Source organism: Burkholderiales bacterium, assembly GCA_036262035.1.
Lineage (GTDB): Bacteria > Pseudomonadota > Gammaproteobacteria > Burkholderiales > SG8-41 > JAQGMV01.
Genome location: DATAJS010000013.1, coordinates 272,953 through 289,424 on the forward strand (window position 1 = coordinate 272,953; position 16,472 = coordinate 289,424).

The following is a 16,472-nucleotide window of genomic DNA, read 5'->3' on the forward strand; positions in this document are numbered from 1 at the left end:
CGGGCGCCATCGTGTGTAGACACCTCTACCCCGAGCAAACGACCGGCCCGGTTCCCGTCGCGGATCGGCGACAGTCGGCTATGATGCGGACGAAAACAAAAACCGAATGACGAGATGAGCGAATCCCGCCGCGGCCTGTGGACCGCCTTCGACGCCGAGACGCCGGTGCTCACGTACCGCGACGCGTTCGGCCCCGGCCGCGTGACCTCGCTCGCGGTCCGCGGAGCGGAAGGTCTCTTCGTCCTCAGCCCGCCGTACCGCGCGCCGCAGAGCGCTTTCGACGACCTCGCGCGATACGGCGAAGTCCGCGCGCTGGTCGCGACCAACGCGTTTCACCACATGGGCATCCCGGAGTGGAAAGCGCGGTTTCCGAACGCGGCGATCTTCGCGCCCGAGCAGGCGCTCGGCCGGGTGCGCGCCAAGACCGGCATCGCAGCGGTCGAGCCGCTCGCAAAAGCCGCGGCGCTTGCAGGCCCGCGCCTCGAGCTCGTCGACATGCCGTACTACCGCACCGGCGAGGTGCTCGCGCGCTTCGACACCGCGCGCGGCCGCGCGTGGTACTTCACCGATATCGTCCTCAACATCCGGCGCATGCCGCGCAACCCGATCTTCAACCTGCTCTTCAGGATGACCGCCAGCGCGCCGGGGCTGAAGTGGAACCAGGTGGGACCGCGCCTCGTCATGGTGAAGGACTGGCGCGCGCTGAAGCGCTGGATGCGAGACGAATTCGAGCGCGTGACGCCGCGCTGGCTTTTCACCACCCACGGCGAGATCGCCGACGTCGTGAACGAACGCAAAGAGGTGCGCGAGCTTTTCGCAGGGATTCCGAAATAACGCAAGGCGCGGCGCAGCGCGACCTCATCCTCGGCGGCAACGCGCAGCGTCTGTTGCGGTTGTGACGACGGGTCGCGCGGGCGTAAGCTGGCTACAGCCTGCGTCGACCACCGACATTTCGCGGGCTCGGCCGACGCAGCGCCTAGCGTACGGAGGCTGACATGAATCTGACCGTGGAACGTGCAGAGGTCTGGGCGGCGTCGATCAAGGACACGCCGGGTGCGCTTGCGAACGTGCTGACGACATTGGCCGAAGCGGGCGCGAACGTGCAGTTCGTCATCGCGCGCCGGGCGCCGGAGAATCCGGGGACCGGCGTGGTGTTCGTGACCCCGCTGCAGGGCGACCGCGAAGTCCGCGCCGCCACGCAGGCGGGATTCAACGTGACGCAGCGCGTGCAGTCGCTGCGGCTCTCGGGGGCCGACAAGCCCGGGATCGGCGCGGAGATCACGCGCGCGCTCGCGAGCGCCGGCATCAACCTGCGCGGGCTGTCGGCGTCGGTGATCGGCAATCAGTTCGTCGCGTATCTCGCGCTGGATACGGCCGATGACGCGAGCAAGGCCGCCGAAGCATTGAAAGGATAGTCGCTCTATCGTGTACATACCGAAGCATTTCGAAGAAAAAGACATCGCCGTGCTCCACGCGCTCGTGCGGTCGCATCCGCTGGGCGCGTGGGTCACCCAGACCGACACCGGGCTCGAGGTCAACCACATTCCCTTGCTGCTCGACCCGACCCGCGGAGAGCACGGCACGCTCATCGGCCACGTCGCACGCGCCAATCCGATCTGGCGCTCGTTTTCGAAGGATGCCGAATCGGTCGTGATCTTCCAGGGCCCGCACGCCTACATCACGCCGTCGTGGTATGCGAGCAAGGCGGCTCACGGCAAGGTCGTGCCGACGTGGAACTACGCGGTCGTCCACGCCTACGGCATGCCGCGCGCGATCGAAGACCGGGACTGGCTGCTCGGGCTCGTCACCAGGCTCACCGATACGAACGAAGCCGGACGCGAGACACCGTGGCGCGTCAGCGACGCGCCCGCCGATTACGTCGACACCATGCTGAAAGCGATCGTCGGCATCGAGATCCCGATCGCGAGGATCGCGGGCAAGTGGAAGACCAGTCAGAACAGGGCGACCGGGGACAAGCTCGGCACGATCGCGGGCCTCTATGCGCGCGGCGACGAAGCCGCCGCAGCGATGGCGGCGCTCGTCGAGCGCCACGCGGGAGGTAAAGACCCGTGAAGCAGACCTACCAGGGCTCGTGCCATTGCGGCGCGGTGCGCTTCGAAGTCGACGCCGACCTCGATCACGTGCGCGTCTGCGACTGCTCGATCTGCCATCGCCGCGGCGCGCTCATCCATCGCGTGCCGCCCGACGCCCTGCGCCTCCTGACGCCGTGGGAAGGCCTCGAGGTGTACGAGTGGCACACGCGCGTCGCGAAGGACTATTTCTGTCCCACGTGCGGCATCCTGCCGTTCAGGCGGCCGCGCACGGTCGAGGACGTCTGGGGCGTGAACGTGCGCTGCCTCGAAGGCGTGGACCACTCGGACATACCGAGGAAGCCGATCTACGGCAGCCGACTGGATTGAGGAAAACCATGGACTACCTGCTCTTCTACGACGTCGCACCCGATTATCTCGAGCGCCGGGGCGCGTTTCGCGCCGAGCATCTCGCGCTCGCGTGGAAGTTCCAGTCGGAAGGACATCTCGTGCTGGCGGGCGCGCTCGCCAATCCCGCGGACGGCGCGGTCTTTCACTTCAGGGGCGATACGCCTGCGGCAGCCGAAGCGTTCGTGAAGGCCGATCCCTACGTTCGCAACGGCCTCGTCAGCCGCTGGCGCGTGCGGGAATGGGCGACGGTGGTGGGGGATGCGGCGGCGACGCCGGTGCGGCCGGAAACTTGAGTCCTTGAAGGTTAAAATGGATCCCGGATCGCGGCCGCTACCGCGGACGCGTCCGGGATGACGGCGCCTGTCGGTGCCGTCACTTATAGAACCGCTCGCTCGCCCTCTCGTACGCCTCGCGCATGCTGTTCCACGCCTGATCGGCGCCCTTCATCATCTCCAGCCACGCGTCGCCCGAGGCGTTCTGTACCTTGCGCAGCTGCTCCATCGCGTCGTCGCGCCGCTGTCTGAACAGATCGAGCTGTCTTTCGTATTCGGCCTTCTGCCCCGCCTGCGCCTGCTTGGCTTTCTCCTGCCAGTCCTGGAACTGTTTGTTCCACGCGTCGAGCTGGGAGTTCATCCGGGCGACGTAGTCGTCTCTTTCGCTCATGCATGCCTCCATCGAAGGGTGAGGCCCCGCACCGGTCCTAGAAGCGGTCCGGACTGAAGGGTGCAATGTCGAGGCGGGGCGTTCTACCGGCGACGAGATCGCTGATCACCTGGCCCGTCGCGGGCGCGGCCATCAGTCCGAAGTGCCCATGACCGTATGCCAGAAAGATACCTGCCGCAAGCGGGGCGCGCCCGACCACCGGCAGCGAATCGGGCGTCGACGGACGCGTGCCCATCCATTGGCGGTAGCCTTCGACGTTGATACCGGGCAGCAGCCTCGGCGCGAGCTTCGCGAGCGCTTCCGCGCGGCCCCAGTTCGGCGGTGCATCCATGCGCCTGAACTCCGACGTTCCCGCGAGACGGATGCCGCCTTCCATCGGCGCTGCGACGAACTTGCCGTCGGCATCGGTGACCGGCACCCGCAGGTTCACCTTCGGGTCGGGGAGCTCGATGTGATAGCCGCGCTCGGGCGCGACCGGCACGGTGACGCCGAGGCCGCGCACGAGGCGCGGCGACGCGGCGCCGGCCGCCACGACGGCGGCATCGCCGTCGATGTCGCCGTTGCTCGTCTTCACGGTCGCGCGGCCCGCCGCTACCTCGATCCGTTCGACCGCCGCCTGCACGAGCGTCCCGCCGTTCGCGACGAAATGCTTCGCGAGCACGTCGACGACGCGCCACGGGCTGCGCACGTGGCCGTTGTCGCGCAGGAAGAAGCCGTAGCGGTAGTCCTCGGCGAGCGAAGGCTCGATGTCGTGTATGCGCGCGGCGTCGACGATCTCGACTTCGCCGGCGTGCTCGGCGCGGAGCTCTCTGGCGAACGCGCTGCCGGCGAATCCCTTTTCGGTCCGATAGACGTGAAGCATGCCGTCGTGGCGCAGCAGGTCCGGCGCGCCGGCGGACGCGAGGAGCTCGGTGTAATTCTCCAGCGAAGGACCGTTGATCGAGCGCAGCGCTTGCGCGCCTTGAGACGCACGCTCGCGCGTGCACGCGCTGCGAAAGTGCAGGAACCACGGCAGCAGCGAAGGCAGCTGCCGCCACGACAGCGTCAGCGGCCCCAGCGGATCGGTGATCCACTTCGGCACGTTCTTCAGCGTGCCCGGCAGCGCGAACGGAATGATCGAGCTCGGCGCGATCGACCCGGCGTTGCCGAACGACGTGCCCTTGCCCGGCTCGCCCTTGTCGACGACGGTCACGCGGTGACCGTCGCGCTGGAGGTAGATCGCGGTGGCGACGCCGACGATGCCGGCGCCGATGATGGTGATGTCCTGTTTATTCAATCTCTATACTCATCAAAGGCACATGCTGCTGGCACCCGTAGACGTCGCGGTCCTGAATGTCGCCGGAACCCACGGGCCTGCGGATCGTGATCTTGAACGCGACCGCCGGATCGTAAGGCCGGCAGACGAGCACGTCGTCGGCGCGCACGCGGTAGATCTCGGCGATGCGCGCGGCGTTGATCGCACCCGAGCGCTTCACGCGCTCGTATTGCTCCGGATCGTCGAACATCACGTCGAAGGTCACTTCGAAAGGGCCGGCGTTCTTGCTGCGGATCACTTTAGCCAAGTCAAGGAGTGTGGCCATCACGCACTCCTTGACTGAGCGAGGTCGAGGAGCGTCGCCATCAGTTCCTGACCTCCTCGATCGTCATCGGGAAGACTTCGCACGGCTCTTCGAGCGGCATGAGGTGATACACCGCGAAGCGGTACGCGGGCCCGAGCGGCACGCCGAACGGCGAGAACGGATAGGCCATGTTGCCCGCGGTGTTGCGGATGCCCGGATAGCTCGCATGCTGGAGCGTGCCGCGCACGAACATCGCGACCCCGGTCGCCAGCTCCTGCTCGGGCGCGACCGCGTCGATCAGCATCCCGACTTCGTGCGGGTGCGCGTCGGTCACGGGCTCCAGCTTGCCCATCACCGCGTTCTTGCCGTACACGCTGAAGTTGAGCTGCACGCCTTTGGCCGTGAGGCCGAAGCGCGCTTCGGCGCGCTCGCGCACGTCGGCGAAGAGCAGATCGAGCGCGGCGATCATGTAGGGATCGCGGATGCCCACGAGCACGACGCTCCTGTAACCCAGGTGCTCGGCGCCTTCGAGCTTCACGCGGTAGCGCGCGTCCGGGATGAAGCGGCTGCCGGTCACTTTCACGCGCCGCTCGTCGAGCTGCACGAATTGCGCGTGGGTGAGATCGTTCATGCCGCCGGGGCCGGGCTGGAGGCACGGATCGCCGCGCTCGTACAGCGAGTGCCCCGCAACCGATACCGTCGTGCAGCGGTGATCGGGGTGGCACGGCTCCACTTCGAAGTGATCGCGGCGCACGCGCCCGATCAGCGGCTCGGCGAGATCGGTCGGCACCGCCGACAGGCCCGCACACTCGAGGATCTTGCCGCAGTGGAGCGAAAGCCCCGCGTCGTAGCCTTTCAGCATCGGCAGCGCGGCGAAGATGACGTCGTCGCACGCGCGCCCGGCGACGATGACGTCCGCGCCGGCATCCAGCGCTTTCATGAAAGGCTCGACGCCCATCTGCGCGACGATCGGCCCGCAGCGGTCGATCACCTCGTTCGTCAGCGGCTCGGGGCCGAGGCTTTCGAAAGCCTCCTGCGCGTTGCGCCGCTTCAGCTCGGCCTTGTCGATCTCGGCGCTGATCACTGCCATCCGGAAGGACAGGCCGTCCTCACGCGCGATCTCGCGCACGATCTGCACGCATTGCGCGAGCGAGACGTTCGCTCCGCTCGTCAGCGCCGAGCCGACGATCAGCGGAATGCGCTTGGCGCGCGCCGCGCGCAGCATGATCGACAGGTCGTGGCGATAGGTCGCGAGCGGCAGGAACGTCGCGCCGGTGCCGTGGTAGTACGGCCCCATGTCGGTGGAGCCCGCGTCCTGTCCGATGAAGTGGGGGTCGAGCGACATCCCGCGTTTGAACGCGTCGAGGTTGTAACCGCTCCCCATCGAGCCCGAGGGCGCGAGGCCGACGATCTCCTCCATCATCGCTCCCGCCACACCGGCGTCGACGAGCCCGGATGGCCGTAGTCGCGCGGCTCCAGCCCCGAGTGGAACCAGCGCACGAACGTCGTCACGTCGAAGATCGAAATGCCGAGGCGAGCGCCGTAGACCGTCTTCCTGCCAGTCGCTTTTCTGGAATTCACCGCTCCTCCCTGGTTGGCCGTCATTCCCGACCCGCGGCAGCGGGGGCTATCGGGAATCCATGCGACGCGTAGCGTCGTCCTGGCGAAAGCCAGGATCCGTTTTCCGACGATCGCGTCAAAATGGTTCCCCGCCTGCGCGGGGGATGACGATCGGTTGATCACCCGTTTCACTGCTCGATCTTGATATTCGCCGTCTTCACCACCGTCGCCCAGCGCTCGGTATCCCGGCGGATCATCTCGCCGAATTCCTTCGGGCCGCTGGCGACGATCTCCGCGCTCGCCGACGCGAGCCGGTCCTGCACGTCCTTGCTCGCGAGCGCCTTGGAGAATTCGGAGTGCAGCCTGGCGATGACCGGTTGCGGCGTGCCTCTCGGCGCGACCATGCCGATCCACAGCGGCGCATCCATTCCGGTGAGCCCGAGCTCTTCGAAGGTCGGCACGTTGGGCAGCGCCTGCGTGCGCTTCTTCGAGGCGACGGCGATGGGGCGGATGCGGTTGCTGTCGAGCAGTGGCTTGCCCGACGACGCGGTCGTGAAGATCATCGGCACGTCGCCCGACGCGACATCGGTCATCGCGGCGCCCGCGCCTTTGTAAGGCACGCCGAGGAGATTGATGCCCGCGCGCTGGCGGAAGAGCTCCATCGTCAGATGCGACACCCCGCCCACACCCGACAGCGCGATGCCGACCTTGCCGGGCTGCGCCTTGGCGCGCTCGATCACTTCCTTCACGGTCTTCGCGGGAAAGCCGACGTTGGCGAACAGGAACATCGGCGTGTCGACGAAGTGCGTGACCGGCACGAGGTCCTTCGCCGGGTTGTAAGGCATCTTGTGGTACAGCGCCGGCGCGATCGAGATCTGGCCGTTGCTGCCGAGGAGGAGCGTGTAACCGTCGGGCGCGGCGTTCGCAACGATCTCGCCCGCGATGAGTCCGCCCGCGCCGCCGCGGTTGTCGAGCACGAGCTGCTTGCCGGTCTGCTGCGCGAACTTCTCGCCGACCGCGCGTCCCGGAAGATCGAGCCCGCCGCCCGGCGGGTAAGGCACCAGCATGCGCACCGGCCGCGCGGGGAAATCCTCCGCGGCAATGGCCACCAACGAAACACACAAGCAGAAGCAGACCGCGATCCATCGCATAGCAGCTCCTCGTATCAGTGTTTACGTCACCGTTTCATGTCACCGCTTTTCGTCACCGCTTTATCCGTCACCGCCTTACCCGTCACCGTTTCATCCGTCACCTCTCCATCCATCATCCCATCCACTGCAAAACCGGCGCGGCCGCCTCCTCCAGCGACTGCGCGATCACGTCGACGAGCGCGGGACCGTCGTGCTCGGCAGCCTGGCGCAGAACCGAACCAAGCTGCGCAGGATCCTCGACCTTCCACGACTTCACACCATAGCCGCTGGCGATCAGCGCGTGGTCGGTGCGGTCGAAATCGACCGAGAAATAGCGCTGGCCGTAACTCGCGCGCTGGCTCGCCTTGATCCAGCCGTAGGCCGAGTTCGAGAACACGACCATGAGCAAGGGCACCTTGTGACGCACCACGGTTTCGAGCTCGCCCACGGCGAAGCCGAAGCTGCCGTCGCCCATGAGCGAGACGCATTTGCTCGCAGGTTTCGCGAACCACGCGCCGGTGGCCGCGGCCATCGAATAGCCGAGCGCGCCATGCGCACGGTTGGTGAGGAAGTATCGCCCGGCCTGCCGCATTGGGTAATACGCCGAGACATAAGGACACGGCGTGCCCGGATCGGCGACCACGATCGCGTCCGGCGGCAGCACGCGCGCAAGCTCGGCGAGCACGCGCTCGGGCTTGATCGGCCGCGAGGTTGCGGCGGCGAGCGCTTCGAACGCGTCCCATTTGGTCTTGCGGGCTCGGGCGACGATCGCCTTGCCGTCGGCGGCGCCTTTGATGCGCGTGCCTTCCTGAAGCTGCGCGAGCAATTGCTCGAGCGTGAGCTTCGCGTCGCCCACCAGTGCGTGGGCGGTGCGATAGTTCGCCGAGATCGCCGAGGCGTCGACGTCGATGTGCACGATCGGGATCTCGCGCGAAGGATTCTTCCAGTGCTCGGTCGTGGTCGAGCCTGCGCGGCAGCCGACGAACACGACGAGATCGGCCTGCTGCACCACTTCGCGCGTCGCGATGACGCCGCCGTTGGCGCCGACCACTCCCGCGCACAGCGGATGCGTTTCCGCGAGGCTGCCTTTGCCGCTGACGGTCGTGCACACCGGCGCGTCGAGCAGCGTCGCGATGCGCTCCAGCGCGTCGCTCGCACCCGAAGCGATCACGCCGCCGCCGCACACGAACACCGGGCACTTCGCACGCACGATCGCTTCCGCGGCCTGCGCGACGGCGCCGGGATCGGCGCTCGTGCGCCACGCCGGACAGCGCTGATGGCCCTGCTGCGCCCACAGGTCGCCCGGATCGACGCTCTGCTTCATGACGTCGAACGGCAGGCCGATGTGCGTCGCGCCGGGGCGTCCCGTCGTCATCTCGCGAAACGCGCTGCGGATCGCCTGCGGGATCTGCTCGGCGCGGTCGACGACGGTGTTCCATTTGGTCAGCGGCCGATACAACGCATCCTGGTCGAGCTCGGTCAGCGGATAGCGCCCGCGTGACAGCACCGGCACGTCGGAGGTGATGCCGAGCACCGGCACGCACGATTCGTTCGCCTCGACCAGCCCCGGCAGCAGGTAGGTCGCGCCCCCGCCACTGGGTCCTTCGCACACCCCCGGCCGTCCGCTCACGCGGGCGTAACCGTCCGCCATGTACGCGGCGCTGCGCTCGTCGCGCGTGAGCACGTGCGTGATGGCGTGGTCCACGCGGTAGAGCGCGTCGTAGAACGGCAGGCTCGTATCGCCGCAGAGTCCGAAGATGTGCGTGACCCCGTTGAGCTCGAGCATGCGCACCGCGGCTTCCGCACCGTTGAACTGGTCCATCCAAATCTCCGTGTCGGGCGTCTCCCGACTGTATTATGCTTTGTGAAGTCCGCCATACCCCGCAGCCGTTGAAACCGCGCTGAAACACTCTGCCTGGCGGCGGATATTCGGCGTATACACGCGCTTCGTAGACTTGCCAGCTCGCCCTGTGGGAGGTCTGTCATGCATACGCGTAAAAAGCTGCTGCTCGCTCTCGCCGCCGCCGGGCTGTGCGCCGCCGCGGCCGTGCCTTTCGCCGAGTCGACCCACGTCTTCGTTCCGGAGCTCGCGACCATGGACGGCGCGTTCTGCCGCTCGCCGGGGGCCGCAGGCTTCCCGCTGGTGCGCCTCGCGCAGGCCGCGACGAAGAAGACCGAGATCAGTCCCGCCGCGCCCGCCGCGGCGCAGGCGGTGAGCAGCGGCGCCGCTGGCGCCGAGCCGCCGCTGATGCAGGGGCTGGGCACCCGCACGATCAGGATCACGTCGTCCTCCGCGCTCGCGCGCCAGTACTTCGACCAGGGCTACCGCCTCGGCTGGGGTTTCAATCACGACGAAGCGATCCGCGCGTTCAAAAAGGCGCAGGAGCTCGATCCGCAGTGCGCGATGTGCTACTGGGGAGAAGCGTGGGCGCTCGGACCGAACATCAACGTGCCGATGGACGCGAAGGCGAACGCGCCTGCGCTCGCCGCGCTGGAAAAAGCGAAGCAGCTCGCATCGGGCGCATCGGCTGCTGAACAGGCGCTGATCGGCGCGCTCGCCGAGCGCTATTCGGCCGATCCCAAAGCCGAGCGTGCCAAGCTCGACGCTGCGTACGTCGCCGCGATGCGCAATACGGTCAAGGCGTTTCCGGACGATCTCGAGGTCGCGACGCTGTACGCCGACGCGCTGATGAACGTCGCGCCGTGGGATTACTGGGAAGCCGGCGGCAGACGCGCGAAACCGGCCACCGCGGACCTCGTGCCGACGCTCGAGCGCGTGCTCAAGGCCGATCCCGACCATACCGCCGCGATACACCTCTACATCCATGCGGTCGAAGCCTCGGACCGGCCCAGGCGCGCGGAACGCTATGCCGACAAGCTCGCCCAGCTCGCGCCCAATGCCGGCCATCTCGTGCACATGCCCGCGCACATCTATTTCGTGGTCGGCCGCTATCGCGATTCGCTCGCGACCAACCTGAAGGCGGTGAAAGTCGACGAAACGTACCTCGCCGCGCGCAAGCCGTCCGGCGTCTATCCGCTCGGCTATTACCCGCACAACGTGCACTTCGTGATGGTGTCGGCGCAGATGGGCGGCGACGGCGATACCGCCATCGCCGCGGCGGAGAAGCTCGCTGCGCTCATCCCCTCGGAGGCCGCACGCGACGTGCTGATGCTCCAGCCGATCAAGGCCGCGCCCTACTTCGCGCACGCGCAGTTCAGCGAAGCGGGCACGGTGATGCGCCTGCCGCGTCCGGCGATCGACCTGCCGTTCGTCGAGACTGCGTGGCGTTACGCGCGAGGCATCGCCAGCGCGCAGAACGGCGACGTGAAAGGCGCCGCGCGCGAGCTCGAAGAGCTCGAGCGCATCAACGCCGCCAACGATTACAAGGCGTTCGAGCCGCTCAATATCCCCGCGAAAGAGGTCGGAAAGATCTCGGCGCACGTGCTGCGCGCGCGGATCGCGCAGGCCGGCGGCGACCTCGATGCGTCGATCCGCGAGCTCGAAGCCGCCATCGCGCTCCAGGACAAGCTGCCTTACATGGAGCCGGCGTACTGGTACTACCCCATCCGCCAGACGCTCGGCGCGGTGCTGCTGCTCAAAGGCGACCCCAGGGCCGCCCGCGACGCTTTCGGCGGCGCGCTGGCCCGCACCCCGAACAATGCCTGGGCGCTCTACGGCCTGGCGCAGGCGTACGAGAAGGAAGGACTGAAGCGCGAAGCCAGGGCGGTCGAAGCGCGCTTCCAGCGCGCGTGGATGGGCAACGGCAAGAAGAAGATCGTGCTCGCGGCGTTATAGATGCGCCGCGCGATCAAGATCTTCGGCTTCATCGCGCTCGTCATCGCGGCGTACGTCGGGCACTGGTTCTGGCAGGACGACCACGCGCGTACCGCCGCTTCGGCTTTCTGCGATTCGATCGCGATCGGCTCGCCGATGGACGCCGCGGCGGAAAAGCTCGGCGGCATGCCCGACGTGCGGCACGGGTTCATCAAGAACGAGGGCACGTATTTCGCGAGCTTTCGCGGTCCGATCTTCAACGCCTACACGTGCGAGCTGAAGATCGCGGACGGCAAGGTGACATCGAAGACGGTCGTCGAGCCGGTCGATTGAGCGGTGCGCCGGCACGCACCCTCTACAATAGCCGCCCATGGCGGACACACTCACCGAGCTCGACGTCAAAGGCTACAACTGTCCCATTCCGCTGCTGCGGGCGAAAAAAGCGCTGGCGACGATGGCGCCGGGCGACCTGCTGCGGATACGGACCACCGATCCCGGCGCCGAGATCGACTTCAGGGTGTTCGCCGACGCGAGCGGCAACGAGCTCGTTTCCCTCGATGAGGCCGACGGCGTGCTGACGCTGGTCATGCGCAAGCGCGCCTAGCCGCGATCATTCCCCTCGTATTCCCGCCTCTTTCACCACCTTGTTCCAGCGTGGGATCTCTTCGCGGATGAGCTTCGCGAAATCGCCGGGACTCCCGCCGACGATCTCGAAGCCGACGTCCGCCATGCGCTGCCTGACGTCGGGAAGCTCGAGCGCGCGATTCACCGCGGCATTCACCTTGTCGACGATCGCGCGAGGCGTGCGGGCGGGCGCGAGGAGCCCGTACCACGCGTCGGTCGAGAAGCCGGGAAAACCCTGCTCGGCGATCGTCGGCACCTCGGGAAACGCGAACGAGCGCTTGAGACCGGTCGTGAAGATCGGCCGCAGCCTCCCCGCCTTGGCGTGAGGCGTCACCGCGGTCATGCCGATGATGATGAGCGGGATCTGCCCCGACACCGCGTCGGTCACCGCCTGCCCGCCGCCTTTGTAAGGCACGTGCTGCATCTTCACGTTCGCCATGCGGTTCAGGAGCTCTCCGGTGAGATGGCCCATGCTGCCGACGGCCGCGGTGCCGAACGAGATCGCACCGGGTTTTGCGCGCGCGACGGCGAGCAGCTCCTGGAGGTTCTTCGCCTGAACGCCCGGATGCACCGCGCCGATGCTGGGCGCGCTCACGATGTGCGAGATCGGCGCGTAGTCCTTGATCGGGTCGTACGGAAGCTTGGGATTCAGCGCCTGCGCAGTGCCGAGGTTGGCGATATAGCCGAGCACCAGCGTGTAGCCGTCGGGCGCCGCGCGCGCGACGATCTCCATGCCGATGACGCCGTTCGCGCCCGCGCGATTGTCGACCACGACCTGCCTGCCCCATTCGGCCGCGAGCTTCTGCCCGATCACTCGCGCGACGATGTCGGTGCTGCCGCCGGCGACGAAAGGGACGACGAGGCGGACGGGACGCGACGGATAATCGGTCGCTTGCTGCGCAGCGCTCGCGACCGACGCGGCGAGCCCGATCGTCATTCCCGCGAAGGCGACCGTCGTCATTCCCGCGGAAGCGACCGTCGTCATTCCCGCGAAGGCGACCGTCGTCATTCCCGCGAAGGCGACCGTCGTCATTCCCGCGAAGGCGGGAATCCATTTTGAAGTCACCGACTTCATTGCTGAGGTATCCCCGCTGCCTTGATGAGCTTCGCGTACTTCTCGCTCTCGTGGCGGATGTACGCCGCCATCTCCTCCGGCTGCCCGGGCGCGACCATGAAGCCGAGGTCGTCGTAGCGCTTCTTCACTTCGGGCCGCGCGAGCGCCGCGAGCGCGGCCTTGTGCACCGCTGCGGCGATGTCCTTCGGCGTCCTCAAAGGCACCATCAAGCCCGCCCATGACAGCACTTCGAAACCCGGCAGCGTCTCGGCGATCGGCGGCACGTCGGGCAGCTCGGGCACGCGCTTGAGCGCGGTGACCCCGAGCGGACGTATGCGGCCTGCGCGTATGCTCGAAAGCCCGGTCGCGAGCGGCGTGAAATACACCGACGTCTCTCCCGAGAGGATCGACGTCAGCGCCGGGCCGCCGCCCGCGTAGCCCACCGGCGCCAGCTTCACGTCGGCGAGGCGGTTGAAATACTCGCCGGAGAAATAGGTGCCGCTGCCGGTCCCCGCATGACCGAAGTTGATGTCGCCGGGCCGCGCCCTGGCGAGCGCGATGAGCTCGCGAATCGTCTTCACAGGCAGCGAAGGATGCACCGTCGCCACGAACGCCGACGTCGCGACCAGCGTCAGCGGCTGGAAATCGTTCGCCAGATCGTAGTTGAGCTTGCGATACAGCGCCGCGTTGATGCTGTGGTTGGTGTGCGAGAGAAAGATCGTATAGCCGTCGGGCGGCGCTTTCGCCGCGATCTCGGCGCCGATGTTGCCGCCGGCTCCGGCGCGGTCGTCGACGAGGACCTGCTGTCCCATCACCTGCGACATGCCCTGCGCGAGCACGCGCGCGACGGTGTCGGGATTGCTGCCCGCGGAGCTCGCGACGATCATGCGCAGCGGCTTCGCGGGATAGGACTGCGCGTGCGCCGCGCATGCGGGCAGCGCGCAGGCGATGAACGTCACGACCAACCGACCATGGATCACGGTCCAGCCCTCCTCGGGGCCCGTCTTGGTGCGGGCGCGACGATGATTCTACAATCGCCGGACCAACAACGAGGGAGGAGATCGAACGTGAACTCGCGTCGCACGTTTCTCAAGCTCGGCGGAGCCGCTCTCGCATCGACCGCACTGCCCGCAGTCGGCGCGACACAGGCATGGCCCGCGCGTCCGGTCCGGGTGATCATTCCTTTCGGCGCGGGCTCGACGATCGACATCCTGGGGCGCGTCGTCTGCGAGCAGCTCAGCGTGGCGCTCGGCCAGCCTTTCGTCGTCGACAATCGCGGCGGCGCGGGAGGAACGATCGGGACCGCGGTGGTCGCCAAAGCCGAGCCCGACGGCCACACCATCCTCATCAACGCGTCGGCCCACACGGTCGCGCCGGCGGCTTACGCTCACCTGCCGTACGATCCGCAGCGCGACATCGCGGCAGTGGCGATGATCGGCGTCGTGCCGAACGTCGTCGTGGTCGCGCCTTCGAAAGGCATCAAGACGCTCAGGCAGCTCGCCGACGCCGCGAAGAAAGGCAACATGTCGTACGCGTCCGCGGGCGTGGCGAGCGCCAGCCACTGGGGCGCCGAGCGCTTCCGCCTGAGCGCCGGTTTCACCGGGACCCACGTACCGTTCAAGGGCGGTATCGAAGCGCTCACCGACGTGATGGCCGGGCGGGTCGACTGGATGAGCAACGGCGTGTCCTCGGCGATGCAGTTCATCCAGCAGGGCCGGCTGCTGCCGCTGGGGGTCGCGACGCGCAAACGCTCGGCGGCGCTGCCCGACGTTCCGACGACGATCGAAGCGGGTTTCCCCGACAGCGACTACACGTTCTGGAACGCGGTGCTCGCGCCGGCCAGGACGCCGCGATGGATCGTCGACAAGCTGTACGCCGAGACGACGAAGGTGCTGAAGATCCAGGCGGTGCAGGACAAGCTCAAGCCGCTCGGGGTCGAGCCGATGCCGCTCGCGCCGAAGGAGTTCGACGCGATGATCGCGCAGGAGATCAAGACCAACATCGCGCTGGCGAAGCAGGCGGGATTGAAGCTGAACTGACGTGTCGGCGGCGCGTTACGACGCACCCTGCAACGGCTGTTGCTCGAGTGCGCGGACGAGCGCCTCCGGGAAGCGGCGCGCGCCCGTCGCTTCGGCGAGCTCGGCGAGGAAGGCTTCGCGGCGCTCCGCTTTCACCGAATCGCGCACGAGGTTGCGCGCGAGCTGCAGCGCGAACACGTGGACGTCGCCGGCGTCACCGCGCTCGATGTCGTCTTCGAGCGCCCATAATCCCAGCAGCAGCGCTTTCGCGTCGCTTTCCGAAACGATCGCCGAGCGGTTGACGAGCTGCAGGAGCAAGGGCGCGAGCCGCCCGTCGTCGAGATACTCGCGCAGCAGCCCGGTCACCGCGGCGGCGCTGCCGAAGCGCCGGCGCAGGAACAGCACCTCGCTCTCGGATACGAGGGGTTCGGGCACACCGAGCCGGAAATAGCCTGGGAACGACGCCGCCGACGCCACACGCGCAGCGCCCGTTTCGACCGCAACGCCGGTCAATGCCGGGAACAGGCAGCGGCACACGCCGTCGATCGCCGCTCGCACGTCTTCGGGCGCGGCCCTCAGCAGGTCTTCGTAACGCGCGCGCCGCTCGGACGCTTCGTCGCCGCTCGCGCTCGAGGTGAAGAGCGTGCGGTTCGCCGCCATCACCGCGTACACGCGCGGCGCGAAATAGCGGATCGCTTCGATCCCGATGAAGTCGATCGTGTCGATCGCATCCTCGCCCGCGAGACCGAACGCGTAGCGCAGCGAAGCGGTGTAGCCGCCGATGTCGGCGATGGTGCAGAAGAGCGGCGGCAGCGCGGCATAGACGAGATCGCGCCACCGCTCGTCGTCGTCCGGCACGCGCGAGTCTCCGTGGATGCGCGACACCGTCTCGCGCAGGCGCGCGAACAGCACGTGATCGAGCTCCTGCCGGCTCGGCTCGGGCAGCGTGAACGCGATGTGCACGAGCGCCTTGAGCGTGTCGTCGCCGGGCCTGTCGTCTTCCTGCAGGCACGCGGCGACGCGCTTCCTGTCGTAGCTCAACAGGAACACGAGATTGGGCAGGCTCGCCGCGATCCTGACGAGCTTCATCACGATGCGGGTCTGCTGCTCGTCGATGCGGTCGACGTCGTCCATCACGACCACGAGCCGGCCGGGCAGGTTCGCGAGCTTGTCGTGGATGGGGCCGCGCGCTTCGTGCGGGCTGTTGCGCTCGCGATCGTAGGCGACGCGCACCGTATCGGGTTGCTGCGCCGAGAGGCGCAATGAACGCGCCGCGGTCTCTCTCAGCCTCGCTCCGTACGACTGCGCCTGGTGCGGCGCCACCGCGCTTTCGCCGGGCGTGAGCGCCGCGGCGAGCGCCGCGACGAACTCGGACATGAGCTCGCGCTGCTCGGATACGCTCCACGGGTTGAAAGGCAGCACGACAGCAAAGCCGATCTCGTCGAGCGCCTTCAGCACGAGCCCGGTGAACTCGACCTTGCCCGCCCCCCACGCGCCTTCGATGCCGACCACGAGCGCTTCGCGGCCGCGGTAGCTGCCGATCAGCGCAGCGACGCGCCGTGCGAGCGCCACGCGCTCGGGACGATAGGCGTGCGGATGATCGCTGCGGCGATCCACCGCGCCTTCGCTCGCCGGCGCTGTCGGCATA

The 16,472-nt window shown here is 67.6% G+C and carries 19 protein-coding genes; 9 read left to right on the top strand and 10 right to left on the bottom strand.

The window, feature by feature from the left end; genetic code table 11:
* Positions 1 to 114: 114 nt before the first annotated feature.
* The 5 genes from VHP37_16665 to VHP37_16685 all read left to right on the top strand — a co-directional run bounded on the left by VHP37_16665 (position 115) and on the right by VHP37_16685 (position 2,734).
* Positions 115 to 834, top strand: coding sequence for a hypothetical protein (locus VHP37_16665; protein HEX2827987.1), 720 nt, complete (start codon positions 115 to 117; stop codon positions 832 to 834).
* A 161-nt stretch (positions 835 to 995) separates the two neighbouring features.
* The gene (locus VHP37_16670) at positions 996 to 1,415 is read left to right on the top strand and encodes an ACT domain-containing protein (GenBank protein HEX2827988.1); all 420 of its coding nucleotides are present in this window, start codon (positions 996 to 998) and stop codon (positions 1,413 to 1,415) included.
* Between the two features lie 10 nt (positions 1,416 to 1,425).
* Positions 1,426 to 2,073 (top strand): FMN-binding negative transcriptional regulator, encoded by a 648-nt coding sequence (locus VHP37_16675; GenBank protein ID HEX2827989.1) that lies wholly within the window; start codon positions 1,426 to 1,428, stop codon positions 2,071 to 2,073.
* On the top strand, positions 2,070 to 2,420 hold the full coding sequence (locus VHP37_16680; protein ID HEX2827990.1) for a GFA family protein: 351 nt from the start codon (positions 2,070 to 2,072) through the stop codon (positions 2,418 to 2,420). Before VHP37_16675 ends, VHP37_16680 begins: the two co-directional genes overlap by 4 nt.
* Before the next feature lie 8 nt (positions 2,421 to 2,428).
* The gene (locus VHP37_16685; GenBank protein ID HEX2827991.1) at positions 2,429 to 2,734 is read left to right on the top strand and encodes a YciI-like protein; all 306 of its coding nucleotides are present in this window, start codon (positions 2,429 to 2,431) and stop codon (positions 2,732 to 2,734) included.
* A 79-nt stretch (positions 2,735 to 2,813) separates the two neighbouring features.
* Here the strand turns inward: VHP37_16685 and VHP37_16690 are convergent, their stop codons facing one another.
* The 7 genes from VHP37_16690 to VHP37_16720 all read right to left on the bottom strand — a co-directional run bounded on the left by VHP37_16690 (position 2,814) and on the right by VHP37_16720 (position 9,175).
* Positions 2,814 to 3,104 carry a hypothetical protein gene (locus VHP37_16690; GenBank protein ID HEX2827992.1) on the bottom strand — a complete coding sequence of 97 codons (291 nt, stop codon included), beginning with the start codon at positions 3,102 to 3,104 and terminating at the stop codon, positions 2,814 to 2,816.
* A 37-nt stretch (positions 3,105 to 3,141) separates the two neighbouring features.
* Positions 3,142 to 4,380, bottom strand: coding sequence for an FAD-binding oxidoreductase (locus VHP37_16695; GenBank protein HEX2827993.1), 1,239 nt, complete (start codon positions 4,378 to 4,380; stop codon positions 3,142 to 3,144).
* Positions 4,373 to 4,684 carry a DUF4387 domain-containing protein gene (locus tag VHP37_16700; GenBank protein HEX2827994.1) on the bottom strand — a complete coding sequence of 104 codons (312 nt, stop codon included), beginning with the start codon at positions 4,682 to 4,684 and terminating at the stop codon, positions 4,373 to 4,375. The genes VHP37_16695 and VHP37_16700 overlap by 8 nt, the downstream gene beginning before the upstream one ends.
* Before the next feature lie 40 nt (positions 4,685 to 4,724).
* Positions 4,725 to 6,083: an acyclic terpene utilization AtuA family protein gene (locus VHP37_16705; protein HEX2827995.1), complete on the bottom strand. Its 1,359-nt coding sequence runs from the start codon at positions 6,081 to 6,083 to the stop codon at positions 4,725 to 4,727.
* Positions 6,083 to 6,244 (bottom strand): hypothetical protein, encoded by a 162-nt coding sequence (locus VHP37_16710; GenBank protein HEX2827996.1) that lies wholly within the window; start codon positions 6,242 to 6,244, stop codon positions 6,083 to 6,085. Before VHP37_16710 ends, VHP37_16705 begins: the two co-directional genes overlap by 1 nt.
* Before the next feature lie 167 nt (positions 6,245 to 6,411).
* Positions 6,412 to 7,332, bottom strand: coding sequence for a tripartite tricarboxylate transporter substrate binding protein (locus tag VHP37_16715; protein HEX2827997.1), 921 nt, complete (start codon positions 7,330 to 7,332; stop codon positions 6,412 to 6,414).
* Positions 7,333 to 7,486: 154 nt separating this feature from the next.
* On the bottom strand, positions 7,487 to 9,175 hold the full coding sequence (locus VHP37_16720; GenBank protein HEX2827998.1) for a thiamine pyrophosphate-binding protein: 1,689 nt from the start codon (positions 9,173 to 9,175) through the stop codon (positions 7,487 to 7,489).
* A gap of 162 nt (positions 9,176 to 9,337) precedes the next feature.
* Between VHP37_16720 and VHP37_16725 the strand changes: the two genes are divergently transcribed.
* Genes VHP37_16725 through VHP37_16735 form a run of 3 tightly spaced genes read left to right on the top strand, consistent with a single transcriptional unit; the run spans position 9,338 to position 11,732 of the window.
* On the top strand, positions 9,338 to 11,149 hold the full coding sequence (locus VHP37_16725) for a tetratricopeptide repeat protein (protein ID HEX2827999.1): 1,812 nt from the start codon (positions 9,338 to 9,340) through the stop codon (positions 11,147 to 11,149).
* A complete protein-coding gene (locus VHP37_16730) occupies positions 11,150 to 11,461 on the top strand; it encodes a hypothetical protein (protein ID HEX2828000.1) in 312 nt (103 codons plus the stop codon).
* A gap of 37 nt (positions 11,462 to 11,498) precedes the next feature.
* The gene (locus VHP37_16735) at positions 11,499 to 11,732 is read left to right on the top strand and encodes a sulfurtransferase TusA family protein (GenBank protein ID HEX2828001.1); all 234 of its coding nucleotides are present in this window, start codon (positions 11,499 to 11,501) and stop codon (positions 11,730 to 11,732) included.
* Between the two features lie 6 nt (positions 11,733 to 11,738).
* Here the strand turns inward: VHP37_16735 and VHP37_16740 are convergent, their stop codons facing one another.
* Together VHP37_16740 and VHP37_16745 are read right to left on the bottom strand one after the other, a co-directional pair.
* Positions 11,739 to 12,827 carry a tripartite tricarboxylate transporter substrate binding protein gene (locus VHP37_16740; GenBank protein ID HEX2828002.1) on the bottom strand — a complete coding sequence of 363 codons (1,089 nt, stop codon included), beginning with the start codon at positions 12,825 to 12,827 and terminating at the stop codon, positions 11,739 to 11,741.
* Complete coding sequence (locus VHP37_16745; protein ID HEX2828003.1) at positions 12,824 to 13,786, bottom strand: tripartite tricarboxylate transporter substrate-binding protein; 963 nt, start codon at positions 13,784 to 13,786, stop codon at positions 12,824 to 12,826. Before VHP37_16745 ends, VHP37_16740 begins: the two co-directional genes overlap by 4 nt.
* An 87-nt stretch (positions 13,787 to 13,873) precedes the next feature.
* Between VHP37_16745 and VHP37_16750 the strand changes: the two genes are divergently transcribed.
* On the top strand, positions 13,874 to 14,845 hold the full coding sequence (locus VHP37_16750) for a tripartite tricarboxylate transporter substrate-binding protein (protein HEX2828004.1): 972 nt from the start codon (positions 13,874 to 13,876) through the stop codon (positions 14,843 to 14,845).
* A 15-nt stretch (positions 14,846 to 14,860) separates the two neighbouring features.
* On the opposite strand, the gene VHP37_16755 is transcribed toward VHP37_16750, so the two are convergent.
* The gene (locus VHP37_16755; GenBank protein HEX2828005.1) at positions 14,861 to 16,471 is read right to left on the bottom strand and encodes a P-loop NTPase fold protein; all 1,611 of its coding nucleotides are present in this window, start codon (positions 16,469 to 16,471) and stop codon (positions 14,861 to 14,863) included.
* Position 16,472: the final 1 nt, after the last annotated feature.

Bases quoted from the DNA above. Each gene is read 5' to 3' on its own strand.
- VHP37_16665 (HEX2827987.1), top strand. From the start codon at position 115: ATGAGCGAATCCCGCCGCGGCCTGTGGACCGCCTTCGACGCCGAGACG.
- VHP37_16670 (HEX2827988.1), top strand. From the start codon at position 996: ATGAATCTGACCGTGGAACGTGCAGAGGTCTGGGCGGCGTCGATCAAG.
- VHP37_16685 (HEX2827991.1), top strand. From the start codon at position 2,429: ATGGACTACCTGCTCTTCTACGACGTCGCACCCGATTATCTCGAGCGC.
- VHP37_16690 (HEX2827992.1), bottom strand. From the start codon at position 3,104: ATGAGCGAAAGAGACGACTACGTCGCCCGGATGAACTCCCAGCTCGAC.
- VHP37_16700 (HEX2827994.1), bottom strand. From the start codon at position 4,684: ATGGCCACACTCCTTGACTTGGCTAAAGTGATCCGCAGCAAGAACGCC.
- VHP37_16705 (HEX2827995.1), bottom strand. From the start codon at position 6,083: ATGGAGGAGATCGTCGGCCTCGCGCCCTCGGGCTCGATGGGGAGCGGT.
- VHP37_16720 (HEX2827998.1), bottom strand. From the start codon at position 9,175: ATGGACCAGTTCAACGGTGCGGAAGCCGCGGTGCGCATGCTCGAGCTC.
- VHP37_16725 (HEX2827999.1), top strand. From the start codon at position 9,338: ATGCATACGCGTAAAAAGCTGCTGCTCGCTCTCGCCGCCGCCGGGCTG.
- VHP37_16730 (HEX2828000.1), top strand. From the start codon at position 11,150: ATGCGCCGCGCGATCAAGATCTTCGGCTTCATCGCGCTCGTCATCGCG.
- VHP37_16735 (HEX2828001.1), top strand. From the start codon at position 11,499: ATGGCGGACACACTCACCGAGCTCGACGTCAAAGGCTACAACTGTCCC.
- VHP37_16740 (HEX2828002.1), bottom strand. From the start codon at position 12,827: ATGAAGTCGGTGACTTCAAAATGGATTCCCGCCTTCGCGGGAATGACG.
- VHP37_16755 (HEX2828005.1), bottom strand. From the start codon at position 16,471: ATGCCGACAGCGCCGGCGAGCGAAGGCGCGGTGGATCGCCGCAGCGAT.